This is a genomic window from Streptomyces camponoticapitis (assembly GCF_014646115.1).
Lineage (GTDB): Bacteria > Actinomycetota > Actinomycetes > Streptomycetales > Streptomycetaceae > Streptomyces > Streptomyces camponoticapitis.
Genome location: NZ_BMMV01000040.1, coordinates 21,122 through 45,480, shown reverse-complemented (window position 1 = coordinate 45,480; position 24,359 = coordinate 21,122). Strand labels below are relative to the sequence as shown.

Annotated in this window: 20 protein-coding genes and 5 pseudogenes; 12 read left to right on the top strand and 13 right to left on the bottom strand. The window is 66.4% G+C overall.

The genetic code is table 11. The annotated features are described in order from the left end of the window. The first annotated feature begins 188 nt into the window (after positions 1 to 188). Positions 189 to 707, top strand: coding sequence for a hypothetical protein (locus IEY79_RS35825; protein WP_229701415.1), 519 nt, complete (start codon positions 189 to 191; stop codon positions 705 to 707). Positions 708 to 1,446: 739 nt separating this feature from the next. On the opposite strand, the gene IEY79_RS35820 is transcribed toward IEY79_RS35825, so the two are convergent. The 4 genes and pseudogenes from IEY79_RS35820 to IEY79_RS35805 all read right to left on the bottom strand — a co-directional run bounded on the left by IEY79_RS35820 (position 1,447) and on the right by IEY79_RS35805 (position 5,249). Next, positions 1,447 to 1,770 (bottom strand): hypothetical protein, encoded by a 324-nt coding sequence (locus IEY79_RS35820; protein ID WP_189111841.1) that lies wholly within the window; start codon positions 1,768 to 1,770, stop codon positions 1,447 to 1,449. Between the two features lie 306 nt (positions 1,771 to 2,076). After that, positions 2,077 to 2,703 (bottom strand): hypothetical protein, encoded by a 627-nt coding sequence (locus tag IEY79_RS35815; protein WP_189111840.1) that lies wholly within the window; start codon positions 2,701 to 2,703, stop codon positions 2,077 to 2,079. A gap of 453 nt (positions 2,704 to 3,156) precedes the next feature. Further along, positions 3,157 to 3,594, bottom strand: coding sequence for a DUF4259 domain-containing protein (locus IEY79_RS35810; protein WP_189111839.1), 438 nt, complete (start codon positions 3,592 to 3,594; stop codon positions 3,157 to 3,159). A gap of 54 nt (positions 3,595 to 3,648) precedes the next feature. Further along, positions 3,649 to 5,249 (bottom strand): annotated as a pseudogene (locus tag IEY79_RS35805) (ISL3 family transposase). A 190-nt stretch (positions 5,250 to 5,439) separates the two neighbouring features. On the opposite strand from IEY79_RS35805, the gene IEY79_RS35800 reads away from it, so the two are divergent. Beyond that, positions 5,440 to 5,670, top strand: a complete 231-nt coding sequence (locus IEY79_RS35800) for a hypothetical protein (protein WP_189111838.1) — start codon at positions 5,440 to 5,442, stop codon at positions 5,668 to 5,670. Positions 5,671 to 6,000: 330 nt separating this feature from the next. On the opposite strand, the gene IEY79_RS35795 is transcribed toward IEY79_RS35800, so the two are convergent. Then, positions 6,001 to 6,369, bottom strand: coding sequence for a hypothetical protein (locus IEY79_RS35795; protein WP_189111837.1), 369 nt, complete (start codon positions 6,367 to 6,369; stop codon positions 6,001 to 6,003). Positions 6,370 to 6,622: 253 nt separating this feature from the next. Here IEY79_RS35795 and IEY79_RS35790 point away from each other — a divergent pair, with 253 nt between their 5' ends. The 3 genes from IEY79_RS35790 to IEY79_RS35780 all read left to right on the top strand — a co-directional run bounded on the left by IEY79_RS35790 (position 6,623) and on the right by IEY79_RS35780 (position 9,089). Then, positions 6,623 to 7,084, top strand: coding sequence for an RICIN domain-containing protein (locus tag IEY79_RS35790; protein ID WP_308426718.1), 462 nt, complete (start codon positions 6,623 to 6,625; stop codon positions 7,082 to 7,084). A 571-nt stretch (positions 7,085 to 7,655) separates the two neighbouring features. Continuing rightward, positions 7,656 to 8,303, top strand: coding sequence for a hypothetical protein (locus tag IEY79_RS35785; RefSeq protein WP_189111835.1), 648 nt, complete (start codon positions 7,656 to 7,658; stop codon positions 8,301 to 8,303). Positions 8,304 to 8,606: 303 nt separating this feature from the next. Then, positions 8,607 to 9,089, top strand: a complete 483-nt coding sequence (locus IEY79_RS35780; RefSeq protein ID WP_189111834.1) for a DUF6924 domain-containing protein — start codon at positions 8,607 to 8,609, stop codon at positions 9,087 to 9,089. Positions 9,090 to 9,315: 226 nt separating this feature from the next. On the opposite strand, the gene IEY79_RS35775 is transcribed toward IEY79_RS35780, so the two are convergent. Next, positions 9,316 to 10,206, bottom strand: coding sequence for an NmrA family NAD(P)-binding protein (locus tag IEY79_RS35775; protein ID WP_189111833.1), 891 nt, complete (start codon positions 10,204 to 10,206; stop codon positions 9,316 to 9,318). Between the two features lie 776 nt (positions 10,207 to 10,982). Then, positions 10,983 to 11,585, bottom strand: a complete 603-nt coding sequence (locus IEY79_RS35770) for a hypothetical protein (RefSeq protein WP_189111832.1) — start codon at positions 11,583 to 11,585, stop codon at positions 10,983 to 10,985. Positions 11,586 to 12,308: 723 nt separating this feature from the next. Between IEY79_RS35770 and IEY79_RS35765 the strand changes: the two genes are divergently transcribed. Then, on the top strand, positions 12,309 to 12,620 hold the full coding sequence (locus IEY79_RS35765) for a hypothetical protein (protein ID WP_189111831.1): 312 nt from the start codon (positions 12,309 to 12,311) through the stop codon (positions 12,618 to 12,620). A gap of 835 nt (positions 12,621 to 13,455) precedes the next feature. On the opposite strand, the gene IEY79_RS35760 is transcribed toward IEY79_RS35765, so the two are convergent. After that, positions 13,456 to 13,608, bottom strand: coding sequence for a hypothetical protein (locus IEY79_RS35760; RefSeq protein WP_189111830.1), 153 nt, complete (start codon positions 13,606 to 13,608; stop codon positions 13,456 to 13,458). A gap of 244 nt (positions 13,609 to 13,852) precedes the next feature. Between IEY79_RS35760 and IEY79_RS37810 the strand changes: the two genes are divergently transcribed. Further along, on the top strand, positions 13,853 to 15,091 hold the full coding sequence (locus tag IEY79_RS37810; protein WP_229701412.1) for a hypothetical protein: 1,239 nt from the start codon (positions 13,853 to 13,855) through the stop codon (positions 15,089 to 15,091). Positions 15,092 to 15,311: 220 nt separating this feature from the next. On the opposite strand, the gene IEY79_RS35750 is transcribed toward IEY79_RS37810, so the two are convergent. After that, entirely contained in the window at positions 15,312 to 16,214 is a 903-nt protein-coding gene (locus IEY79_RS35750; protein WP_189111829.1) for a TIGR03619 family F420-dependent LLM class oxidoreductase, read from the bottom strand. A gap of 249 nt (positions 16,215 to 16,463) precedes the next feature. Beyond that, positions 16,464 to 16,910, bottom strand: coding sequence for a hypothetical protein (locus tag IEY79_RS35745; RefSeq protein ID WP_189111828.1), 447 nt, complete (start codon positions 16,908 to 16,910; stop codon positions 16,464 to 16,466). A gap of 313 nt (positions 16,911 to 17,223) precedes the next feature. Here IEY79_RS35745 and IEY79_RS35740 point away from each other — a divergent pair. Then, positions 17,224 to 17,367 (top strand): annotated as a pseudogene (locus IEY79_RS35740) (WhiB family transcriptional regulator); the annotation flags it as partial. Positions 17,368 to 17,987: 620 nt separating this feature from the next. On the opposite strand, the pseudogene IEY79_RS37805 reads toward IEY79_RS35740, so the two are convergent. The 3 genes and pseudogenes from IEY79_RS37805 to IEY79_RS35730 form a co-directional block, all read right to left on the bottom strand. Then, positions 17,988 to 18,089: pseudogene (locus IEY79_RS37805) on the bottom strand (RNA polymerase sigma factor SigF); the annotation flags it as partial. A 24-nt stretch (positions 18,090 to 18,113) separates the two neighbouring features. Continuing rightward, the gene (locus IEY79_RS35735) at positions 18,114 to 18,497 is read right to left on the bottom strand and encodes a VOC family protein (protein WP_229701411.1); all 384 of its coding nucleotides are present in this window, start codon (positions 18,495 to 18,497) and stop codon (positions 18,114 to 18,116) included. A gap of 48 nt (positions 18,498 to 18,545) precedes the next feature. Next, positions 18,546 to 19,052: pseudogene (locus tag IEY79_RS35730) on the bottom strand (transposase); the annotation flags it as partial. Positions 19,053 to 19,812: 760 nt separating this feature from the next. On the opposite strand from IEY79_RS35730, the gene IEY79_RS35725 reads away from it, so the two are divergent. From IEY79_RS35725 to IEY79_RS35705, 4 genes and pseudogenes are all read left to right on the top strand, one after another. Beyond that, positions 19,813 to 20,445 carry a hypothetical protein gene (locus IEY79_RS35725; RefSeq protein WP_189111827.1) on the top strand — a complete coding sequence of 211 codons (633 nt, stop codon included), beginning with the start codon at positions 19,813 to 19,815 and terminating at the stop codon, positions 20,443 to 20,445. Between the two features lie 752 nt (positions 20,446 to 21,197). After that, positions 21,198 to 22,153, top strand: a pseudogene (locus tag IEY79_RS35715) (transposase). Positions 22,154 to 22,400: 247 nt separating this feature from the next. Further along, complete coding sequence (locus IEY79_RS35710) at positions 22,401 to 22,733, top strand: SCO4225 family membrane protein (protein WP_189111825.1); 333 nt, start codon at positions 22,401 to 22,403, stop codon at positions 22,731 to 22,733. 340 nt (positions 22,734 to 23,073) lie between these two features. Then, entirely contained in the window at positions 23,074 to 24,309 is a 1,236-nt protein-coding gene (locus IEY79_RS35705; RefSeq protein WP_189111824.1) for a PQQ-binding-like beta-propeller repeat protein, read from the top strand. The last annotated feature ends 50 nt before the right edge of the window (positions 24,310 to 24,359 follow it).

The following is a 24,359-nucleotide window of genomic DNA, read 5'->3' as shown; positions in this document are numbered from 1 at the left end:
GGTGGTGGTCATCGCTGCTCCTCAGCCAGTTCGTTCAGCATGCCGACGATGACGTTGCGGGCCAGTGGCAGCTTGAAGCCGTTGCCCGACAGGGGTCTCGCTGAGGTGAGTTCGGCCTCGGCGGCCGCGCGGACCGCACGAGTGACTCAGAGCTGACCCTGGCCGAACGGCTGCGCATCGAACGCGCCGTGTGGACGCTCGACTCACACCTCGACAACCTGCCCCTTCGGTCCAAGCGCGCCAAGCGGCGCGAGACGCGGGCCAACCTGCACGCCGCGGCGGCCGACGTCGGTACCGCCGAGGCCATCCTCGGGCTGGGCGACCTGCGGAGCCTTGCCGCCGGCTACCTGGCCGCCGAGTACGGGGAGCACGGTCCCCGGCCCTCATACACCATGGGCGCCGTCTGGCTGATCATGGTGCATGTGATCGCCGGGCTCCTCGCGGTGGCCGGGAAGGCCGCCTTCACCGCCGGCGTCCGCGCCGCCGAACCCCGAGCCACCGGAGACTTCCACTGGCCCGGCGTGCGCTACGTGATCAACGAGGCCACCATCACCCTCCGCGACGGCGCCACAGGCGCCACGGCCGGCGGTTCCTGGACGCCGCTCTTCTACCTGCTCTCGGTGATCGCCTTCGTCGTCGGCGGACAGCTCTGGCGACTGCTGCCGCAGTGGCGACGCCGGTACCCCCGGGCCGCGCCCCAGGAGTGACCCGACCAGCGTCCCTGGCCCGTCCCGATCCGAGACGGGCCAGGGACCCGGTCCCATTCGCACTCTCGTTCCAAACAGCATGACTACGTGACGACACGTCCTGGGATGGGGCCGACACACCGTGCATCCGGCGCCGATGAGGGCGGTGATGAAGCGGTGGTCGGTGTTCATGGGTCCTCCCTAGTGAGAAAAGTCCTGCTGCCCCGGACGGTTGCCACGGTGGAGGGGCAGAGGGTTAGCGCCGCGCAAGTGCCGTGGCGCTAACTGGGTTATGGGGTGGGTGTGACGCCGCGCCGGGACGGCGGGGACGAGGACCAGCACCCACGTCGGCGGAATTCACCGCATCCCCGCCGTTAAGCGCTTGCGTCCCGCATGACGGACAGTCATGTGGCTTCGTTCACTTCAAGCAGCAGCGTTTGTCTGCTGCTTTGACAGGCAGTTGCGGATCCTGGGACCCGTGGATGTTCGCGAGAGATAGCAGCAGGCGGCCCGGCACGATCGGGCGGTCGACGACGTCCAAGCCTGTCCTGGCTCCTCAGGACAGGGAGCGCCGGTGTGACTGAGCGGCATGGTTGGCACCGAAGAAGCGGTGGCCGGCGCTTCATTCGGCCGATCAGTGCTTGAACTGTCCGGGGTGCGTTTCAATTGGCGGGGCTGTGCCTTGGTCATGAGCGTGCCGAGTTTGGAACCGTACTCCTTGAACGCTGCGGCCTGGCATGGGGTGAAGTTCACGGCGAGCTCATTTTCTGCGCCAGAACCTGCCCCAATCCCAGTAGTGGGCTAACGGGGCGATGGCTATCGGGCCACGCCGCATCTGGCGGCCGCTGTCGACGTCCATAAACGGTTCCCAGCGACCGTACATAACGTGCCAATCCAGGCCGCAGACCGGGCAGTACTGCATCGACTGCCCCCCGTTGTACCTGGCCTCCCAAGGATCTGGTAACGCCTTGCGGCAACGGTGCCCGGTGCGGATGTACAGCATCATCCGCATCAGCTCATCGTCCACCATCGGCGTGCCCTTCCTGAGGCGTGAAGGTGTGATCTTGTGGTGGCTGTTGATCACGGCGAACCGAGCCGTCTGGGGCAGGCCGCCGACGTTTGAGTGCCATCTGCTGGCTGGTCCAGCTGGATTGTCCAGGCTGCAACTGTGCGACCACACGGGCCCGGGATTCGATCTCCGGCGTACCCACCGAACCTTCTCGGAACAGCCTGTTCAAGTAGCTACCCATGTGACTTCACTCGAACCCCTTCTCGCAGGTAACACGCTGACCACTACCTTGCGGGCCAACAACGACGCTCGGCCGGGCCAACTCAGACGCTCAGTCTCAGCCGGACGGGAGGACGCGAGCGAGCATGGGGAGAGCTGCCCTCAGGATCCGCCGCTGTCATTGCCGGGAGCGATCACAGCCATCACGATGAATACGAGCGCAAATATTGCACCTGCTGCGAGAAGGCCGTACCCCACGCCGAGGTAGGCCCACGCCACGGCCTTGACCAGGCTGAGGTGGAGGATGCCGACCGTGCCCAGTATTGCCAGCACGGCCACGGCCAGAGCAGCCGCGCCAGCGATCCTGACTAGGGGCTTACCCACCGGGCCCACGGGAGGGCTGACCTCTGAGCGGTGGTTCGGATGAAGGCGTGTGGGGTTCAGGAAAAATGCCCCCAACAGAGTGACGCCGACGCTCGCGGCGAGCAGGAGGAGGAATGCGCTGGTGTCGGCTGGAGGTCCGCTTGGTGCCTCGTAGACGATCTTCGTTGCGCCCCAGAAGGTGGTACACAACCCTGTGCCCCCGGCGAGGCCGATGAAGAAGCTGCCTGTTTCGAGGCCAGGAGCGACCCGTCGGCAGGAAGCCCAGTACAGGGCGCTGCTCAGCACGAGCGTGATCACTGTGCCTGCGCTACCGCCGACTAGCAGCCACCAGTGCAAGCTACCGGGCGAGCCATCAGGCACCGCTTGCGACACTGCCGATGCGGCTGCGGTGGCAAGCTGACCCATCTCAGCAGGATAGGGCGCGGGCCGCCGACCGGGAACAAGACGTTCGAAGAGAGTAGCCGGAGGCTACAGGTGCGACTGGTCGAGCCTGAGGCCGCGCGGAAGTCGCCGGTGATCCCGCCCGGCGGTCCGTCTCCAGTGGGTGCGCACCGATCTCGCCGTGCGTGCAGGAGGTGCCGCTGTGCAGCGACGAACGGTAACCGCCAGTATCGCTGTTCCGTCCGCAGCATCTCGTCGATCACCGGCTTGAACGGGCAGTCGGCGGCAAGCTCACGCATCTTCATGCCGGCACGGTGATCACGCCGGATCGCCGCGTACAGCTCGACCTTGGACATCCGCGGCATGACCAGGACCTTTCACCAGGAGCACCCTGATGCTGCCCTGGCAAGTACCCCCAGCGCTGTCAAAATTCGGGCTCTGGCTCAGGTTCTGTGGTCCGTGACTGTGAGTCACCGATTAGATCTCGAACAGGGCTTCCTCTTGTGGCGGGATCGGAGGGTCAAGGACGTCGCGGAGGCGGTTGATGTCCTGGCGCCACTTCGACCAGTTCGCGGCTTCGGCCCACAGCTCGGCGAGTTCAGACCGGTTGGAGACCACCTGATCCAGGGCGTCGACGGCGAGCATTCGAAGGTCTGCAGGCAACTCCGGTAGCGGCTCTGAAGGGCCATAGTTCGAACACGCCCGATCGTCGTCAGAATGCTGGGCAACGACCAGAGCCGCCGCGCCCACGGCTCGCTCGCCGTCGTAGATACCCAGGAAGTCCGCGGGCCCGGCGGCACGCTTGAGCACGCCCCGGATCATGGCTTCGCGCTCTTCCAGTGCTGCCTCGTCCAGGTCACCGGCGAAGTCGGCGGCGGTGTCGTTGTCGAAGGGGCCGATGTCCCAGGTGCCCATGTCTCTCCTCGCGCGGCCGTCTGGGGATCGTCGCACTGGCCACTGACAGTGCGCTCAGGAGGCAAGCAGTACCCGCTTGCGCAGGAGGTTGAAGCCCGCGCGTCCATACATCTGCCGCTTGATCATTTTGATGCGGTTGACGTGGCCTTCGACTGCGCCCGAGCTCCAGGGCAGGGTGAGACCGGCGATGACGGCATCGCGGTCGCGGTCGATGCCGGCGGCAAGGGTATGGAGACTGGGCAGATCGTCCTGCCGAACGGCGACGAGCCAGTCCGGGAGACGCTCGCCCTGGCGCTCGGTCAGCATGACGGCGAAGGCGCGGACGTGTCGGGTGAGCGCGTCGATCTCGGGGCAGTGGGTGCACACGGTTTTGAGCAGCAGTTGTTCGGGCTCGGGAAGGGTTTCCGGTCGCCGAGAATCCATCCGGCGACCGTTCGGGGTGAGGGCGGCCGGGCGACTACCGGTCGTGGGGAGGTTCGCTTCTTGTGCAGGTAGGCGCGGACGCGCTGGTAGCTGCCCTTGTAGCCGAGCGGCACGATCTCTTCCCACAGCTTCCAGGTGTTGGTGCAGCCCTCGTTCCACCGGTCGTCCAGGTAGGGCTTGTAGTCATCGAGGACCGAGGGCCGGTTCTGCCACTGGCCGGTGAACAGCTCCTCCGGAGTCTTGGCCTCGGCGAGCTGCTTGACGGTTCGCCAGGTCATGCCGAGCTGCCGCTGGACCGAGCGACGGCTGTGCCCGTCTTCCAGCAGTGCGTGGACGTCGGCGTGCCGGGCCCTGGTGCGGTCGGCGAAACGATGGCCGGTCGGCCATGGCGAGCCAGAGGAATCCTTCTCCGGCGCAGGCTCCGGATCGGGACCGGGGGCGGCCGTGACAAGGGCGCGGAGGCAGCGGCGGTGCTGAGCGACGGCCCGTTCGGCAGCCTCGCTCACGTTGTGCCAGAGGTGCCAGCGGTCCGCGACCTGGACCGCCTGTGGAGCGCCGACGGTGGCACCTTCGGCGAAGAACGGCGCCCGGTCACGGCAGATCACCTCAACGCCCGGCCGCGCGGTGAGCCAGGCCGCCAGGCTGGACGCCTCCCGGTCGGGCAGCAGGTCGATGGGGCGGCGGGTCTCGATGTTGATGAGGACGGTGCCGTAGTGGCGGCCCTTCCGGGTCGCGTACTCGTCAACGCCGACAACCCGTGGTGCGGCCACCTCGGGCTCGGGAAGCGCGTCCACCAGACGAAGCACCGTGCTGCGGCTGACGGAAACGCCGAGAACACCGGCGATGCGGGCCCCGGCCCTGCCCCCGAGCGCCAAGCCGACCGACGCCAGGGTCGAGCGCAACCGTTCGGTCCGCTGACTGTGCCGGCGCGTCAGACCATGTATCTGCTCGACGAAGGTGCGGCGTGCGCAGTCCGAATGTCCACGGGTGAACCGCCGGACCTTCAATTGAAGGACGACCCGTCGGCCTCCGCTGGGAACGTCAGCAGGAAACCGCAGGTAGGAACCGTGAACCTGGTTCGACCAGGTGCCACAGACCGGGCACGCGGCGCCGCCGGCGGTGCATTGCGCGTCAACGCGCACTATCGCGATGTTCACGTCCACCGACAGCACCGCGACGTTCGCGATCGACGGGAACAACAACCCCTTGAGCCGGAGCAGGACCTCTTCCACGGCCCTGAACATGCAGCCCAACTGCGTTGCCCAGGGATCATTTTCAGGCGACTTCACCCACAGCTCGAAGGGGCCGAGTGATCACTGACAGTGACCGGGTCACAGAACTTGAGCCAGAGCCACTACTCGTGAATAAAGCCAGTCATGGGTAAGCGGGAACCCGTGGGCCCGCTTCGGTGTCCCGAGGTACATGAACAGCGAACTGATGACCATGGGAGGCGGTGCGGTCATCACCACCGCGCTCCTGTACCTGGGCGCGTCAGAGAACGAGCGCCGCAACCGCAGGACAGAGGCCCGGAAGGACGCGGCGGCGGACCGGGCCGCCCTTGAGGCCCAGGCGGACGAGTTGGTGGCGTCGCTCCTCGCGTTGAAGGTGGCGGCGAACACGCACGACACGGCGGCGGCGGCGCCCGGGGGGTGACCCTGGGCCGGCTTGGACACCGCGGTATCAGCGGGCGCTGGCTGGCGCCACCCCGAGGCGACACTCGGACCCTCGGGCCTACACAGCCTCACCCCACGAAAACGGTCCACCGACTCCGTCGGCGGACCGTCACGAAACTTCGAGGCTAAAGCAGGCGCCAAAGTGACACGCCTCGAACGTGACACGGCGAATGCACGGATAACGCGCGGAATTTGTGTACTCATGTCACTTTCGCAGCGACATGAACGCTACGTCAGCCAGCCGTGCCGGCCTGGCGCCTTCAGCACGGGGTCGGTGGCACAGCGGCTCACCTCGAAGCTCCAACGGCGGTCAGAGACCGGGAACCAGCTCCACCGAAGCGCCCGCCGAGAAGTGGTAGCGCAGATTGCCGAACACGGTTTCCGGGCGTGACCCCGTGTCGCCGTGGTGGTAGTCGAGTACAGCGCTGGTCAGGTATTCCCGGGTCCGGTGCCAGTCCAGCAGCTCGCCCTTGGCCACCGACACGGCCCATTCGGGGAGGTCCGGAGCGGCCTGGACTACCGATTCAAGCGAGTGGTCCAGAGCGTCATACCACTCGGAGAGCTGAGGACGGTGGTTCCGTACCAGCTTGTCGACGGCCCCGGCTCCCCCCTTGCCCGGTACCGCACGCAGGTCGTCGCCCTGGAGGCAGCATTCGCGCGCCGCGTGCCTGCGGTCCACGTACGTCGCGTACGGAGGCCATCGCTTCTCGTCGACTACACCACATGCTGTGCCCGGCGGCTCACAGCATCCCGGACATCTCCGTGCGGTACGTCGTCAGGTCGTGCTCAACTTGGCCGGATGGCTGGTCACGGCAGTTGTCACCTGGAACGATCGGTGCAACTGCCCGTGAACCGCCGCTGGATGGAGAACTGTGCGAAGCCGTCCCAGACTGACGAAGACCTGTACGGCACTCGTGGCCCTTCTTGCCGCGATGATGTGCGCCCCCGCCTCCACGGCGAGCGCCGCCGGTCCAGCAGAGGTGGGCCTTCGAATCTACGCATCCCACAGCGAGAAATGCATGTCGATTCCCGGCGGTTCGAAAACCCCGGGTATCCAGGCCACCCAGTTCGACTGCAACCCGAACTCGTGGGCGAAGCGCTTCTACGTCGAGACTCAGAATCTCGATGGGTGGGGCAACCCCGTCGTGTGGCTGAGGAGCGAGTCGAGCGGGCTCTGCCTCGCCGTGGCAGGGATCCCCGAAGCAGGTAAACCGGTGGTCCAGGCGCCCTGTTCGCAGACTCACCAGTGGTCGTGGGACAAGGCCGGGCGTCTGGTGTACGACACCCTCACCAACACGTGCCTCGCCGTTCCGCACGGATGGAAAGGCAACAACGTGAAACTCATCCTGTGGACATGCAACTTCGGCCGTGAACAGTCATGGGGCGAATACTGATCCGCAACCAACTGTCCAGCACCGCGTGGGCGCTCGTAGCCGTGCGTGCCGAACACCTGTGCGCCCTCAGTACGTTGTCGGACCGCAGGGTGCTGGTAGCAGGCCCCGTCGGCCGACTGACCGTAGTCACCACGGACGTGGCTGGTGCCGGATGCGTCGCAGGTGCACCGCGTCTGCTGGCCACACGTGCCGGCCTGCTCGATAGCGGGCTTCGCGAGTCCGGAGGACGGGACGCCTCACCGAACCCGTGGCCGAGGTGTGCAAGCGGGAGGCCGCCGAGATCGCTGCCGCCGAGCAGGAGGCCAGGCTCGTAGCGTAGCGGCCACGCGAGGTGAGAAGGTCCCGCCATCTGGGGCCGTTACTCACGCGACGCGGAGCCGTCCTCCACCCCAAGTGTCAAAGTGACACGTCCCGAACGTGACACGGCGAGTGCACGAATAACGCGCGGAATTTGGGTACTAATGTCGCTTTCATGACAAAAAGACTTCTACTTGAAAGGGCAGGGGCGGGTTCTGTGGGAAACCACAACGTTCCCTCTCCGGAGCTCTCGCCCGTCGGCAACCATGAGCCAATGGACTGGATATCGCCCCTCACTGGCCATCTCGGCGTATTCATCGGCGCCGCCATCTCACTGATCGGTTCGAAAAGGGTGGCGGACCAACAGCCCACCGATGCCCAGGCGGCCCGTGACGCGACAGAACGGATTGCGGTAGCGAGCGCTCTGTCGACCACGCTCGCGGCACTGTTCGCCAAAGCGCGACAGGTTCCCCACGACGCGTTCCCATACAGGTCGCCCCGGGGTGACAGCGAGGAGCAGCAGTACGCACGGCAGCGGGCGGCTGAGAAGGTCTGGGAGGAGGAGTGGTGGCCTCTTCTGCGCGATACGCGGATGGCGGCCTTGGAGGTCCGGGACCACGGGCTCCGTGAACTGCTCGCTGACGCGGTGCGCTACAGGGAGGACCTCGATGTCATGGAAGTCGCGCTCCACGGGCGCCATCGTGCCTTGGTGGTGAGTCGCACCGTGGACCACGTGATCGAGTGCGTCTTCGCCTGGCGCCGAGGCGAGAACTTGCCGGCCCAGACGGAGGACTTCGAGGCGATGAAGGGGTCATGGCAGGTCTGGGCGGACACCAACGAGGCACTCGCGCAGCATCAACAGCTGGAGGAGGAGCGGCGTCGCCGACGTGCTGGGACGGACGACCGTGGGAGCGGCTCATGAAAGGTCTGTCGATGTCGTCCCTCCTCGTCCTGGCTGCCAAGAGATCCAGCGGCACAGACCGCCTCGTCGACGGCCGGGGTCGGTGCGGTGCCGTGGCCCGGCCGCTGGATGACTAGTTCTCCCGAATCTGCCCGTGACACTGGATGGCTAAGACGCCTCACTCGGCGGCGCCGCGTTCACGTCCGGCAGTACCACCGTTGACACCCCCGCCGGTGAAAATAGGTGTCAACGCCTTCAGAAACGGGCGAAGACGTTGTCGGAGCCCTGTGAAACAGTCAGGCCCTCATCCAAGGGGGGAACGTGATGGTGCTGCCGGAGATCGTTGGACGTGATGCATTCGCCGCTCTGATCATCAGAACCGACTACGCCGACGAGACGGCGTGGCAGATGATCGTGGCAGAGGTCTCCCAGCCATCGGGGGCCGGCGGGGAGTACGAAGCCCGCGTCCACCTGGTCGATGACCCGGTCTGGGCCGGGTCGACACCCGCCGCCGTCCGTGCAGCGGTACGGCAGGACGACCAGCTCAGCGTGGTGTTCGTAGCTGACAGGACAACGATGCAGTCCGCCCAGCACCCTCTCCTAGCTCTCAACATCTCGGACGAGGACAAGGATCTCGACCCGATGTACTACCAGGAGCTCATCGACTCTCCACCGGCGCAGGAATTCAGGACCACGCCGGGCGCTGTGCACGACGTCCACGCGAACCTGTCGCTCGCGAACCTGGATTTCGACGGCTTCGCCGAGGCGGCGCTCGCCGACTCCGAAGGCATCCTGCGCCCCCTGTGAAGAAACAGCGGTCCCGGCAGACGAGGAACTCGCAGACCCGTCCGGTACCCGAAGGGCCAGCAACCGCCCAGTAGGCTGTGTCATCGCACCACCCCTGCCCTCTCAGCAGCGGGTGCTCCTGGCCATCTCGGGCCCCCTTCACCGCCTCTACCGACAGGAGTTGCTGGAAGTTCGGCCACTACCAGGCACCCGCGCAGAACTGGTCAGGCTGGCCGACCGTGAGTGGCTAGCTTTGCGGCGGCACCGCGTAGGGGAGTTCGAACACCGAGCGGTGCTCGTTGATGAAATCCTCGACCGTCTGGAGAGGCCGGTCGGTAATGCGCCTTGCAGTGTCCGTGACGCCGGCCAGGCGGCCTTCGCGCTGGTCGATGGCGAACGCCTCGAAATGCTTGAGCTTGGCGGTGTCGTCCGGCATGCCAATCAGCTCCAGGAACGTCGTCACAGTCACCTGCTCGAACGGAAGGCCACGGCCAAGGACCCTGCTGACCTCGACGGCGAGTTCCTCATGGCTGTACTCGACCGAACCGGTGACGCGCAGTGCATGCCCGGCGTGCTCGTCGGGCTCGGTGAACAGCTTCGCCGCGGTCAGAGCGATATCGCTGGCGGTGATGGGCGCGAAGCGGCTGTCGGGATCGAAGGGCATGGCGTAGCGGCCGTAGCGAATCAATCCTGAGATGTAGAGCAGCCACTGCGTGAAGACGGAGACACGCAGGTACGTCGCGGGTACTCCGGACCGGGTAAAGACCTGCTCCGCCAGCCAGTGGTTCTGCGTAGCCTTGCTGCGCGCGTCGGGGCGAGCTTGGAAGTGCGAGATGCTCACGATGTACTCAAGACTCTGCTCGTTCGCTGCCTGCGCGAACATCACCGCGGCCTCGACCAAGCCGTCGCCGACCGGGTACCCGAAATAGGCCCGCTGCGCACCGTTCAGGGCCGCGCGTACATCCCGCAAGTTGAGCAGATCCCCGAAGACGACCTCGGCACCTCTGTCCCGTAGCCGCTGTGCCCGCTCGTCATCGCTGCGGACCATCGCCCGCACTCGAAAGCCCTCGTTCAACAGGTGGTCGACCATCGGCCGGCCGACCTCGCCGTTCGCCGCCGTAACCAGAATCGTGGTCATTGCCTCACCTCTTCGATTCATTCACAGGGTCCGCACGCGAGGTCGGCGGTGCTGGACCGCCACGGAAGACGGCCGCTCTGGACGCCGCAGCACTCACGTCATGGATCCCGCTGGAACAAGGATTCGAGCGTCGGTTGCGCCTGGCGCACCGGCAGCCCCCATCTCCAGTCGCACGTGCTGCCCGCACCTTGCGCTAACGGGCGTATAAGCCTCCGACCAGCTGATTTTCCCGCGCCGCCTCTGGCGCCCACCAGAAACCATCGTAGAGGCTCCATGCCACGAGTGATCAGTCGATCTTGTACGTGATGCTTCCACTGCCTGGTTCCAAGCCCGCCAGCGGTCGCCCCGCCTCCGCTACTCGCAGAGCTCGTCGGAGAAGGAAACCTCGGCTCTGGGCGACGGGGCGGCCGTCGGTCTGTGCGCTGGTCCGCGGCATCGTCAGCGAAGTGGAGACATCGGTCGGTACGTCAGCGGCCTGCGGAAAACGTCGAGGTCGTTCCTGAACCTGGGGTCTCGGACTCAAAGGGCCGTCCAGCCTTCTCGCAGACGTGAGCACCGTCCTAGCCGTCGTCGCATACTTCGCCAGCAACGACCTCCTCGACCGCAACTGTTGGTGATCGCCCCTCGCCTTGCTGCTAGCCAGGCATATATGCGAGGGATCCTCGCTGTGCCTCGGGTCCACATCAGGTCTGGCAGAGCATCCTGTAATTCGATCCTCCTGAGGTCAGGAGGATCTACTCACGTACGTCATTGTCTGGAGGGCTTGTGGCGGCGGGTCAGGCGCCGGCTGGCACCGTTTCCTTGTCAGCCGGGGTAGTGGTGCTCTCGGAGTTGTTCGCCTTGACGGCTGTGTAGTGGACGGTGGAACCCTGCTTGGACCGTTCTGCTTGGCTCCGGGCCACCAGTCGCTCCGTCGCGGCTCGTACGTAGGTGTCGCTGATGTTGCGCTGCGGGTGCTCAGCGCTCATTGCGCTCGCGATCTCGCCAGCTGTCAGTGGCCCTGACTGCTTGCTCAGGTGCTGGTGGATCAGGTCGCCGAGCGAGGGGGTTTTCTCCACTGTGTCCGGCGTCTTGGTCCCCGCTGCCGCTTTGCGCCTGGCCGTCTTCTTCGCAGAAGATGCCTTCACGACGGGTGTCCTGTCGGCGGCTTTCTTGGTGATCGCATTCTTCCCCGCGCGGCGCGGGCGGGGAACGGTGGTGGCCTCGCCGAGCGCAGCCTTCATGCCCACCAGCAGTTCATGGTCGTGTTCCAGACCACTCAACTTTTCCTGCAAGGAGACAATCTCCCTGCGGATTCGCTCCTGCTCAGCCGTGTTCTGCTCAAGATCCGTGGAGACGTTCTGCTGGTATCGCGACTTGAGGGTGTCGTTCTCCTGCACGGGCACAAGGACTCCTTGGTTGGGGGTATTGGGTGGGGACTCTACCGAGCCGGGCTGTGGAGGGTTCCATCCGAGCCATGACGAACACCTGTGCGGCGTCGGTAGGCTCGACCTCTTCGTGAGCTGGGTGTGCGTCGTCGGTGGCGGGAACGAGTGATCCGGGAAGGCGATCCGGGGACAGCACGGCGGATAGTGGGCCCAGTAGGGTCGGGGGCCGGAAACGGAGCGGAAGCCGCCGCGCCAGCCCCCGGCGCCACTCAGGCAGCTGGCCGGGGGTGCCGCGCGTCTTCGGCGTCGACTCAGGTCGATACGTCACTCCTGACCAGATCACCGCGACTTGCCTTGAGGTGCCGGACCGGTGACGCCCACAACAGGCTGACCGGGACCAGGCAGAGCAGGGTTCCTGTCAGCAGGGCGGCCTCGACCCCGAAAACGCGGCGATGGCGCCGGCGGTGAGAGCCGCGATGGGCCGACTGCCCGCGACCAGCCAGACCGCGGTTTGCTGCGCGCGGGACTGCAGTTGCGGCGGGCACAGTTGCTGGCGTAGCGAGCGCTGTGTGGTCCCGGCGGCGACGCCTCCCGCTGTTTTCACGAATCCGGCGGTGGCCAGTATGCCCAGCCACGCGAGCCCTGGCTGGGCAAAAAGAAGGGGTGGTGCCCGGGATCGCCGGGGCACTCGGTGGGACTCATTTTCCTCCCGGCAGGTTCTTCGACCGTCGGCGTGTGGCTGCCTTGCGGGCAGCCGGAGCCGATGGATATGCGGAGGGGACGGCCGACGGGGTCCTCTTCGGCATCCTGCTGTACGAGGCCGCGGTCTTCCCGTTCACCCCTGAGGGGGTCGGTGAGGAAGAGCGGCACGCCCGTCGCGCCGCTGCCTATCGGATCGCCGCCTACGACGGCCTGCCCCGTGCGGTCCGGTTGTCGGCGGCCGAGGCCCTGGAAGCACTCGATACGGGCCTGGACGCCGACCGCGCCCGGGCAGCGGTGAAAACGCTCACGCTCGCGGTCTATACCAGCCGCACCGGCCGCCACTGATCCCAACTGGCAGACTACGCAAAGGCGTTCCACGGCGTCGCGAAGATAGTGCGCTGCGATACCGCCACTGCCCTCCTCCGGGCCGCACCGACGCGTTGGGCGAGGTTACTCCGCAATTCCGCAGAAGCACGATGGGCGTTAACGACTGCCCCGAACTCTGCGGAGTGCCAGCCACGGCGTGGTGCCCAAGCGTGCACCCACGACCACCCGCCCGAAGAGCGGCCCCGGACCTGACGCGGGTCAGGGCCGTTTGGCGCGTCCTGTGCGCATGCGAGAATCGAGACTGCCTCGGGGTGACCGGCTGGCCACGACGGTCAGTGACAGAGCGGATCGCCCCGAGGCTCTGCCATGCACCGCCCCAGAGTGCTCGCGGCACCCGGAAGCTCCCGCGCGTAATCCTGGAGATGGGGCTGCGAGCAGTTCCATCTGGGGAGGATGGACGAGGCCGCCGCGGGAAGACATGCGCGGATGCGCACGGAATTCCCGGGCGGAGAGCGGCACAGCATCACCTCAACATGACCCCGCCCCCGCACGAAGAGCGGCGCACCCCAGCGCCGCGAACACGGCAGCCGCGCCGGCGCCTGTCTCCTCCGCCACGGTGGAGCGGTCTCTTTCTCCCGCCCCAGTTCGCCAGCCCGGATACCCCACCGGAGTGGGAAGGGGAATTCGACGACGGCGCCGGGCGCGACGGGCGCCCATCCGCACGCCGAACCGCCTTCAGAGCGGCACCTTGTCAGCTCCGCTGCGCGGGGCTGAGCTTCACCGTGCTCGTACCGAGCCGCACGCAGGGACGCAGGACATTTTCACGCCAGGTGCGTCAACTGGAGGCGACAGGTCAGTCCTTGGGAGAGAAACGTGCGAGGAGCCCGGCGCGCTGTCCGGAGCCGAGACCCTGGACACGGCGCTGCTCAGAGATGCTCAGATCGGCGAGCAGCTGACCGGCACGGATGGTGCCGATGCCGGGGAGCGATTCGAGGACGCGGCGCACCCGGAGCTTGCAGGGTGGCGAGCAGGCCGGAGCCGCAGTGGATCATCCGGCATCGGCCACCCCCTGGGCGAGCCATGCGGCCGCTGCTTGATCATCCGGAACGGTGTGTCGTTCTTTTGCGGATTGGAGGACTCGTCGGCAACGGCCCGGGCATTCTGATCCTGCTAGGGGTCGCGGCCGGGCGGCCCGAGCCGTCGACCGGCACAGGGGTGTGCCTACGGCGCGGGTGCCTACAGGGGGGCGCATGCTTGTTTCTCTCCCGTCGCAAACAGCGATCATTTATCTCGCTGCGGCGGTCGTTGTGCTGGGATTGCTCGCTTTTGCTGGTTTGACTAACGACCGGTTCGTCAGGTTCATGGCGTGGGCCATCCAGAAACATGGCGAAGTCGCCAGCAGGCGCATGGAGGGTCTTCTAGAAGATATGCGTGAGCATGTTTCCCCTCTGGTAGGGGACGTGTTCATGGGTGAAGAAAAGAATGCCCCGGGTTGGACTTTACGATGGCTTCGAGCCGTTCAGCTCGGCATCATTCTCCAGGCACTCGCGACGCTCAGCCTCGGCTTTGTTGCAATTCTATGGCTGCTTTTCCTCTCAGGCAGATTGCCGATTAAGTTAACGCCGAAGGGAATGGATGGCCATGACAATCTACTGGAATGGGCGAAGGAGGGGTTCAGCAAACTCCCCGAATGGGGGCGGAGCAATGGAGTTTTAGAGCGCTACACCGAAGATCCGGTCATGATTGCTTCCCTGACTGTGGTGATGCTCACCGTCCTTGCTCTGATCATGATTTCCATGCAGGCCGGCAGGCGTGTCAGCAGGGCCAGAATCTCTGAATATCACGTGGCCCCAACCAGCCCTACCGTCCGACCCGATCCATCCCCTTTTGCAAACCTCTCCCTTTTCTCTGACTACGCCAAGTGCTGGCCTGTCGCTGTCCTCTGGGTGGCCGCACTGGAATGCGCGAAGGCGCATCACGCAATATCCGAAGGGGAGAGCAGGGGAGGTGTCGATTCCAGCACTCTCAAGAACGCGGAGCGAACGATTTGGAATCTGCATAGACTGCGGTACGGAGCCCTGGCGGTCAGACGTCATCGTAAGCGCGCTTTGAAGGAACATGCGGAGCGGGTTGTCGGAGTGTTGAGAGCCCTGGAAATAAAGCAGGACACCGAGCCTCTCGACGCTCTGAAAGAGCTCATCGAGACGCTCCTCAAAATAGCCGAGAGATATACCGAAGGGCGAATAGGAGCATTACTCTCGCCGGAGGAACTCGTAGGAGTAAAACCCGCACCACCCAGAGAGGCCGTGCGCTTCGCTCTCGCGTCGTGTGTGCTCCTGGCGGTGATGACGATTGCCTCGATTCTCGGCCTGCCGGATGCTGCTCTCGGGGCACTACTGCCGGTCGCGGTGATCGTCCTGGTGACGATGTTCACGCGCGGTCGCCTACCGGGACCGAATCAGATGGTCGATCTCATTATTCCGCGGTAACGGTAGACGGCCACGCTGGCATCGGCCGGGAGGGTGCTGCGGGCGGAAATCGAACCGTTCCCTAACGGTTCGGTCGCGAGCCGGCGCATGCCATCGTCGACCCTGGTGCGGGTCTACGCGCCCATGAGCCGTGCCGGGTGACACCTTCCCTGGAGAACCCGGGCTTCGGGCGCTGCAGGGTGTGCACCGTGCACCGTCGCCTTGCCGGGAGAACGCGGGCTCAGCCCTTCGCCACCAGCCGGAGAACCTCCCGGGCGTGCTCGACGGAGCCGTCGACGGTGTCCACGTCGTACATCGAGTCGACCATGAAGTGGTCGATGCCCGTCCTTTCGTGGATTTCCTTGACCGTGTCGGCGACCCGTGCCGTACTCGTGCCGGCGTCGATGTTCACCCTCAGCACCGTGTCGATCTTCCCGGGGTCACGGCCGTCCTGCCGGGCCAGCTCGTCCAGCAGCGCACGCTGCGCGACGAGGCCGTCGATGTCGACGTAGCTGGGGACCACGACCAACGGCAGCCAGCCGTCTGCACGCCGGGCAACGCGGCGCAGCGCAGGCTCGGACATGGCGCCCAGGTAGAAGGGGGGCCGTGGGCGCCGCGCCGGCTTGAGCGGCGAGTGGTGCTCGGGTACGGAGAGCTGCGCGCCCTCGTACTGTGCCGGGTCGGTGGTCCAGATCGCGTCGAGTGCGTCGAGCAGTTCCTCCATGCGGGCGCCGCGGCGGGTGAAGTCCAGGCCGGCCGCCCGGTACTCCTCGGGGGACCAGCCGATCCCGAAGCCGGGCAGCAGGCGTCCGCCGCTGATCAGGTCGATTGTCGTGAGCGACCGGGCGAGCTGGACGGGAGGATAGAGAGGGGCGACCAGGACGTGGGAGCCGAGCAGGACTGTGCTGGTCGCGGAGGCGGCGACACCGAGCAGGACGAAGGGGTCCGCGGAGGCGTTGAGTTCCGGCGGGATGGTGGTGCCCTGCCCGCCGTAGCCCACAACAGGCCGGACCGCGGCCAGGTTCCGGTCGCCCACCCACAGACTGGCGCCGCCGGCCTCCTCGATCGCGGAGGCGAACGAGGCCGTGTGGACGACCCCGTACGCCTGGTTGTTGAACTGGGGCAGGGCGAAACCTATCTTCATGACGTCCTTCACACTGTGCCACTGCCGGACAGTGCGCTTCGGCTCCGACCAGCATGATCTCCATCGGGCGGGACCTCACCCTACAAGCAGGCCACCCTCTCAACCACCGCCCGAACCGGGGCTGTTGGTCCGTGATCGCGCCCCGCCGGCGAGCGGTACGTCTCCGGGCCCAGGCCGCCCCGTGCTCCGCAGCACCTCCACCGCGGCGCCGAGCGACTCCGCGCCGCGGCCAGGCCGGTGAAACTCTGATCAGCTACTGGAGGCGGCGTCCTGACGCTGCCACAGCGAAAGCACCACCAAGCTCGCGAAGATCTGAAGGGACAGCGGTACATCGGTGAGTTCGGCGGTCAACCCAGAGCCGAACCGACCACGCCGGAACTCTCCGAGGACGCGCTCTTCGTGGACCAGCCGCCGTTTTCCACGCAGGGCCGACTGGCGCGTCAGCTCGTAGTCGCCGTTTTCACTGGTGATGTACCACCGACCGCCGGAACGGTGCGCCTCAGCTCGGAGCACCCCTCCCTCGAGCATCTCGAACGACCTCCCCCAGTTCGCGGAACGAAGGTCGAGGGTCTGACCGGCCACCTCGACGCGCCCGCCGGACTTCCAAGTGCGGGCAGACCAGCGCGCGACAGGCGTGCCCTCCGACAGGACTTGGTAGGTACGTCCGAAGAGGCGTTCCTGTTTGATTTCGAGCATGGTCCACTCCCTGGCCGACGCGGGACGCAATTCTGATCCGTCGTCTTCCCACGCGACGCCCATAAACGCCCGGCATCGGCGGGCAGATGACACGGCCCGCACAGCAAGTTGAGCCCTTATCAGCAGACACCAGCGAACCGCGGAAATGGTCAGGAACCCCGGCCTCCTCGATCGGCACTACTGCCGCTACGCGGGAAAACAGGCTGAGCGCATGGCCTGGTGCCTGAGCGAGAGCGGCGTCCCCGTGCTCCCATACCGTAGAACGTTTAACAGCGTCGGACTCCCCCACGGGATGGAAACGCTGTGAACGCCGTCGAACTGGAGCGAACAGGGAGCCTGCCGAACCCTCGCCCCCGACGCCCTCTTCGTCCAGGGACAGGAGCAGAACCGGGCCAAGTCCGTCTGCCTCGACTGCCACGTGCAGACCGAGTGCCTGGCCTACGCGCTCGACAACCGTGAGGACCCGACGCCCCCCGCGTCGCTGTCCGCCCCGAACCCCGAGCCCCGGGCCCCCGCGAGGCGACCACTGCCGCACCCCGGCGTGTCCGGCCGAGCGCATCAGGTACCACGGGCAATGAGCCGCTGCCTCCGGCCGCAGATGGGTGGTGTCACGTCCGGCGACGTGCGGCGGCATACCGTGCGACCGCGCCGACGCCGGAACGGGCGTGCCACTCCAAGGAGCGGACAGAGACGTGCCGGGAGTGAGCCAGCAGGATCGGGGCGGGGTGCCGTCCTCGGCGTCGTGCGTCAGGGCACTGTGGCGGGGGCCGGTGGAGCGTCCACCCGTCCAAGGCTTCGATGTCCCCGGGTGAGGAGAGGGAATTGGCCAGCAGCCGCGTGCTCTCCTCGAAGACCTCATCAGCCCGGCGGTAGAAAAGCCGGGCCCGGCCGGTCTCCGGACACACGTCCAACGTCGGCATTCCAGCCGGGGCCCTGTGAGCAGTCCAGCCCCTCTGAGTATCCTGCCTCCGGTTTCCACCCATTCATGAGGTAGGGGCCGCAAGGCCCGCCGCCATATGAACGACGGACCAAGCCCAGCCTTCGTAGGGATCAAAGTGCTCCGTTCCGGGGGGCGGGTCAGTGTTCTGCGAGGACGCCGGTGCGGAGCTTGATCAGGGTGCGGGTGAGGAGGCGGGAGATGTGCATCTGGGAGAAGCCGAGTTCGGCGGCGATTGTGGATCACGTGACGTGTGATCCAGCCGGTCACGCCGCGTCGTAGCAGAGGCAGAAGGGGTGGCCGGCGGGGTCGAAGAGCACTCGGACGTTCTCCTGCGGCTGGATTTCCGCGATCGTGGCGCCCAGGGCGACCGCCTCGGCGACCGCCGAGTCCAGGTCGCCGACCTGGAAGTCGAAGTGCATCATCGGGCGTTGGTCCCCGTCGGCCGGAGGCCAGACCGGAGCCCGATAGTCGTCCGCCTGCTGGAATACGAAGAAGGGTCCTTGCGGTGAGGCGGCGACGATGGCCGTTCCCGGCTCCTCGTGACCGATGTGCCAGCCAAGCAGTTCGGCATAGAACCTCGCCAGACCGCTGGGGTCCGGCGCCTCGATCGCCGTTCCCCACCACATACCATCAGTTCGAGATTTCATTCCGGCAGCCTGCCTTATGATCCCGTGCTTGTCGTGCGTGAGGTGTGATCAGGCAGCGGCGGCATCCTCGCGCTCGACCAGCACGCCGTTCTCGAAGCGGGAAGGTGGGCGCCCAGTGATCGCCCGCCAGCGTTCGGGCGGACTCGACCAGCTTGAAGACCATCGCCAGGGCGGCGGCGGAACTGCCAGCGCCGCGGGTGACCTTGGTGCGGAGTTTGACCGTGGCGAAGTTGGACTCGATGGGATTTGTCTCCGCAGGTGGATCCAGTGCTCAGCGCGGAAGTCGTAGAACGCCGGCAGTTCCCCGGCGTCGTCACTGATCTCCGCGACGGCCCCAGGGAACTTCGGCCCGTAGGTCTTCGCGAACACCTCGATCGCCTTCTGGGCGTGGTCGCGGTCCTCGGCGTTGCAGATCTCCTGCATCGGATTCGTCGCCCCGGGCCGGGCGGACTTCGGCAGGGAGTGCGTGACTTTGCGGGCCTTGTGCACCCAGCACCGCTGATGGCGGGCGGTGGGGAACACCTCCGCCAGGGCTCTCCACAGCCCCATCGAACCAGGTGACAAGTAACCCGCCAGTAGCTTTCGGATCGAAGGGCGCATGAGCTGGTCCGTCCGTGACGTCCGGGCACTGCACTTGCCCGGCTGATTCGCCGGGTTCCGCACCCGTACGCTCCAGAGCCATGACCACGACCGTCACCGCCCTGCCCACCGCCGGGCAGGTAAGCGCCCTCGCCGAGTTCGCCGCGGACCATGTGCAGCTGGCCGCCGACAAGCTCAAGCAGCGCCTTGGCCCGCTGTTCCTCACCGACCGCAAGGCTCCGGCCGGAACACCGGCGCTCGACGGGTGCCCGGAGACCGGCCGGCCCGGCTCTCCTACCGCCGCGCTGAGGAGATCTGTGAGGAGAACACCCCACTGCTGGCCAACCCCCTCGCCTCAACCGACGATATCGAGGATCTGGACGGCTGGACCCTGCACCGGCTCCGGCACAGTGCCCTCACGCACGACGCGGAAGACGGCACCTCCACTTCGATGCTGCCGGCCCGCTCCCGCCACGCCTCCGTCCGCTCCCTGGAGCGATACGCACGGCCCGGTGTCGACTCGGTCGCCCGGCGCGTCGCCGCACGTAGATCCGAGCGGATCGGGGCTTCAAGATCATTTCGTTGCCCGTTTGGCGCGTATCTCTCACACACCCACCAGGGCACATAGCTGCGTTGCGACACCGCATAGTCTCGTGTTGCGTGGGTGACTGACTGTCAGGGGGTCGCAATGAGGGATAGAGACAGGCCGCGGAGCACTGCTGGCCAGCGCGCTGGCATGAGGACCGCACGAAGGCGCAACGAGCTGCGCGCCGAGGACGCCCGGATTCAGGCAGAGCGACAGACTTTGGGGAGGACCCGTACTCGCGCCGAGAGCTGGGCGCTCATCGTCGCGGCGCTGGTGGGTGCCGCCAGTCTGTCAGTCACCGCATGGGGCACCTACTGGACTGCCCAGGTCGCGGGAGACCAGCTCGCGCAGTCCAAGGAGCAGAACGAGGACAAGGCGAGGGTGCAGGCATCAAAGGTCACGTTCTGGCTGGAGCGGCCCAAGGGTGAGAGCCGTGACGAGTTGGTTATCGTCAACCGGTCACTGGATCCGGTGAACCAACTGGTCGTGAACATCCACATCCGCGACGATGCCACGCTGATGCTGCTTCCCCCCAACACTTTCAGCATGCTTCCGCCCTGCTCGGAGATTCGCATAGCGGCTTCCGACCCGCGCCTGGACTTCGGCGAATCAAAGGACCTCCGCGTGAGCATGGAGTTCATTGACTCCGCGGGCATGAGGTGGCACCGAGACTCCCGCGGTGTTCTCCAGGCCGACCCTGGCTTCCTTTCCCTCCCGCAGGACGGTCCGCCGCTCGAGAACACCCCTGTGAGACCGCTCAAGGAGTGCGGCTCGGATCAGTGACCCCTGGGACTGTCCGATGAGTCGTGCGAGCCGATCAGGACTGTGGCCTGGTGTTCGCTGAACGAAGGGGGCGCATGTCGCGCCGTACAGCCGAGGCAGCGTCACGCGACCCTTCGGACACGGCCTCGCTCCGACTCCTGAACCGCCCCTTTACCAGGCCCGCCGCCGCGCCGGGGCACTTCGCCGACACCCGCGCGACAGCCCGTGCAGGTAGAGCATAGGCAGCACCTCGGAGATCTTCCGCGACTTGTGGCACCATTGCGGAAGGATCTTGGACGAGAACCGCTTGCGGTCGCCGGTGTCGGCATCGACCCGTATGTTCGGTGGAGCCGATGGCCGCCCTCCTGGGCGAGGACGGCAACCGGCAGGCCCTGGCGAACTTCATCACCACCAGCCCGGTGCCGGGCACCAGCACCCGGCGCACGCTTTCTCGCCCCGCCCCTCGCCTGGAACCGGCAGCTCTCCAGGCCAACTACCCACGGCCTGGCCAACTCCGCAATCAACGCGGACAAATGAGCTGTTGAGATCCCCGTTGTCGGCGTACACACGATCGTCCTCGGTCGCGTACGAGTGAAAGGGACGCTTGATGGTGCGGTGAATCGTGGTGCCCGGCACTCTTCTGCTCGTCCGGTGAAGGGTCTCGGAGGGTGGTGACGCGGTGGTTTTGGACCCGCAGCGCTGGCTGGAACTGCGGCGGTTCCGTGCTCTGGTCGAGTCAGGGGCGGTCAGTCTGACCGAGGTGGCCAAGGAGACTGGGCTGGACCGCAAGACGGTCCGCAAGTATCTGTCGAGCACGGCGGCGTCTGTCCGCCTCAGCGGAGCAGGCTCCTGGTCTACCTGAGGGTCGACCCGAAAGACGTCGGTCTCGTTCCCGGGTTCACCCGCGATGTGACCGGCCTCGGCCATCATGGGACGGACGACCTGGAGGTGCAGCTCCGCATCCCGGGGGATGTGGAGCGGGCGCTGGCTGGTCTTTGCGGACCGCTTGGTGGCCACGCTCATCCACCTCAGGCATGACCTGCCGCACGCGGTCCTGGCCCTTCTATACGGCGTGGACCGCTCCACTGTTACGCGAGCGGTCGGTGAACTGCGACCGCTACTGGCTAGCCGAGGGTTCGCCGTCCCGGACCGCCCTGGGTTACGGCTGCGCACGCTTGAGGACGTCTTCGCCTATGCCCAGTCCGAAGGCATTCAGCTGCGGCTGGACGCCACCGAGACCCAGGTCCGCCTGCCCGCCGCAGGCCGGGGCGGCCGCCGTTCGTTCGTGTCGGGCAAGCAGAAACAGAACACGATGAAGGCCACCGTCATCGCCGACGACCAGGGCCGCACCCTGTGGGCCGACACCCTCAGGCCAGGGCGCATGCACGACGTGACCGCCGCCCGCACCGCTGGCATCGGCCCATGCTTCGACCACTTCGACCGGGTCCAGGTTCTCCTCGACGACGGCTACCTCGGCCTCAGCCGTGACCACCGAGGCCAGGCCCTGACCCCACCACGCAAACTGCGACCGGGAGCGATAGCGCCCTTCGTCGAACACCGAGAACGCAAGCGACACGACCACTCATCAAGGCGGATCACCGTCGAACACGCCCTCGCCGACCACAAACGCTGCAAACAACTCCAGCGTTGGACCCACCGCCGCGACCGCAACCCCGACACCTACCAGGCCATCGCCACCCTGGTATCCGACCGCACCACCACAGCCTGACAAGCACCTGGACCAGGAGAAGCACGCCTCACCCGCCATCACGCACCAACTCGTAAGCCGCCACCTCCCTCACTCGTTCAGGCCGGGGCCCGCTTGGACAACGCCAACGCGGGGGTCTGCAGAGTCAGTTCACTGATACGAGCGTGAGTAGGGATACTCATGTGCCGGGTGCCGGGTGCCGGCATTGTTCAGGTCGTCAGCAGAACAATCCCCGCACCGGGCATACCGACTTTCCAGGAGATCCAACATGGCCAAGACCTCGCGTTCGCTGCCGCAGACCCTCCGCCACTACCTGGCGAACCCTCTGGCTCTGGGCTACCTGGGCGTTGTACTCGCGGTGTGCCTGTGGGTCGCTGCGGACGGCTTCTTCACCTCCTCCTCCGGAGACGCCGGCTTCGCCGGAGTGTGGGCCTTCCTGGTGACCGCCCCGACCTCGCTGCTGGTCCCCTTCACCGGCCCCGTGGGCCTGATAGCAATCCCGATCGGTGCCGTCGTCCAGGCCCTCGCGCTCGGTGCCATGTACCGCTACGTCACCGAGCGGCGCGCCCACGGCACCGAGCACGGCGTCAGCAGCGCCTGAACCCCGCACACCCTCAGTGCTGTCCGGCGGCCTCATGGTGGATGCTGTCGCTGCCGCAGGTGTACTTCCTGGGGTTGCCCTGAGTTGGGGTGGTCAGGCTTGTCTGGGGCTTCTGGCACCCCGGAGGTGGCGTACCGGGGTGCCATGGGAAGGGAGTGGTGTTCGGGGATGATGTCCCGGTTGGTTCACGGCGTTGTCCCGGTTGGGACCTGGCAACTCGCGTAACGCCTGGTAGCGGCTAACGTTCCTGGTCGCAGGCGTGCACAGGTGCGGCATCGGCCTGCGGATTTCTGTTCTTACGACTCCACGGGGGTATGGCGAGATGGCGATGGGAAACGGTATGTCCGTTGGGGGCGCGTCGGTTGGCAGATTTTCCCGGCGGCGAGTACTGCGGCTGGTCGGGGGCGGTCTCACCCTGGCAGTCCTGACGGCGGGGGCGGCCGGCTGCCGCGAGGACGCGGCGGACGGCGGGGGAGCCGGGGGTGACAAGCCGTCCGCCGCCGGCACTCCCTCCGGGGGCGGCGGGCGCGAGGAGGGACGGGGCCCCAAGCCGGCGTGGTCAAAGTCGACCTCGGCGCAGACCTACGGTGACAACGACGAACTCGTGGCCGTGGGAGGCGTGGTGATCGCGAGCGGCGATCCGCTCACCGCCCTCGGCGCGGCGACCGGCGAGGAGCGGTGGTCGCTGCAGGGTGGTGCGGTCCCCGGTGCGCCGATGCTGGTAGGCGACGGCGCCCTGTATCTGGCGAGCGGCAAGTACGACGGCGCGGTTACCGGTCACGACCCGGCTTCGGGCAAGGAGATCTGGAGCAGCCGCCTGGGCAAGGAATACCGGCAGCCGAGGCCGATCGCGGCGGACGAGAAGCAGGTGTACGTCATCGCCGAGATACTTGAGGCAGACGGCTCGTCCCGGACCAACGTGATCGCCGCGCTGGACAGCAGCACGGGCAAGGTGGCGTGGAGTGAACAGCGCGATCTCGGCACCATGCAGATGGGGATCCACGCCTCCGTCAAGCGCGGCTATCTCGTGTACACCGACTTCAAGAAGAACCTCACGGTGCGCGACACCGCCACCGGCAGGCAGGTGTGGACACAGAAGACGACAAAGACGACCTACGGCCTCTTCGCTGTCCACCAGAATCTTGTGATTGTTCCCCAGGGGGAGAGACTTCAGGCCTTCAACCTCTCCGACGGCGCCGAGAAGTGGTCGATGGACTCCGAGCACCTCACCACGTTCAGCGAGCCGAACGTCCTGGAGGGCGTGCTCTACATCGCCGACAGCAGCAGGACGGTGCGGGCCGTCGAGCCGAAGACCGGCAGGAAGATCTGGCATTCCAAGGCCCTCGCGGACGCGGAGGTCCAGGTGCCCCGGCAGTTCGTCAAGGTGGGGGGCGTCCTCTACGGAGCAACGGACCTCGACAAGCGGGGCGGTGTCGTCGCCCTCGACGCGAAGACTGGTGAACTGCTCTGGACGTTCAACGACAACTCCGGCGACTCTCACGCGTGGCTGGTGGCTACCGACGGCAAGCGCGTCTTCGCCCTGCATGGCAAACAACTGCATGCCCTGCCCGTGTAGCGGGTACACCTGACCGCGCCAGGATGCGGGCGGTGCGGCCGGACGTCATC

Bases quoted from the DNA above. Each gene is read 5' to 3' on its own strand.
- IEY79_RS35815 (WP_189111840.1), bottom strand. From the start codon at position 2,703: ATGGGTCAGCTTGCCACCGCAGCCGCATCGGCAGTGTCGCAAGCGGTG.
- IEY79_RS35810 (WP_189111839.1), bottom strand. From the start codon at position 3,594: ATGGGCACCTGGGACATCGGCCCCTTCGACAACGACACCGCCGCCGAC.
- IEY79_RS35800 (WP_189111838.1), top strand. From the start codon at position 5,440: ATGAACAGCGAACTGATGACCATGGGAGGCGGTGCGGTCATCACCACC.
- IEY79_RS35790 (WP_308426718.1), top strand. From the start codon at position 6,623: ATGATGTGCGCCCCCGCCTCCACGGCGAGCGCCGCCGGTCCAGCAGAG.
- IEY79_RS35785 (WP_189111835.1), top strand. From the start codon at position 7,656: ATGGACTGGATATCGCCCCTCACTGGCCATCTCGGCGTATTCATCGGC.
- IEY79_RS35780 (WP_189111834.1), top strand. From the start codon at position 8,607: ATGGTGCTGCCGGAGATCGTTGGACGTGATGCATTCGCCGCTCTGATC.
- IEY79_RS35775 (WP_189111833.1), bottom strand. From the start codon at position 10,206: ATGACCACGATTCTGGTTACGGCGGCGAACGGCGAGGTCGGCCGGCCG.
- IEY79_RS37810 (WP_229701412.1), top strand. From the start codon at position 13,853: ATGCTTGTTTCTCTCCCGTCGCAAACAGCGATCATTTATCTCGCTGCG.
- IEY79_RS35750 (WP_189111829.1), bottom strand. From the start codon at position 16,214: ATGAAGATAGGTTTCGCCCTGCCCCAGTTCAACAACCAGGCGTACGGG.
- IEY79_RS35745 (WP_189111828.1), bottom strand. From the start codon at position 16,910: ATGCTCGAAATCAAACAGGAACGCCTCTTCGGACGTACCTACCAAGTC.
- IEY79_RS35735 (WP_229701411.1), bottom strand. From the start codon at position 18,497: ATGAAATCTCGAACTGATGGTATGTGGTGGGGAACGGCGATCGAGGCG.
- IEY79_RS35725 (WP_189111827.1), top strand. From the start codon at position 19,813: ATGAGGACCGCACGAAGGCGCAACGAGCTGCGCGCCGAGGACGCCCGG.
- IEY79_RS35710 (WP_189111825.1), top strand. From the start codon at position 22,401: ATGGCCAAGACCTCGCGTTCGCTGCCGCAGACCCTCCGCCACTACCTG.
- IEY79_RS35705 (WP_189111824.1), top strand. From the start codon at position 23,074: ATGTCCGTTGGGGGCGCGTCGGTTGGCAGATTTTCCCGGCGGCGAGTA.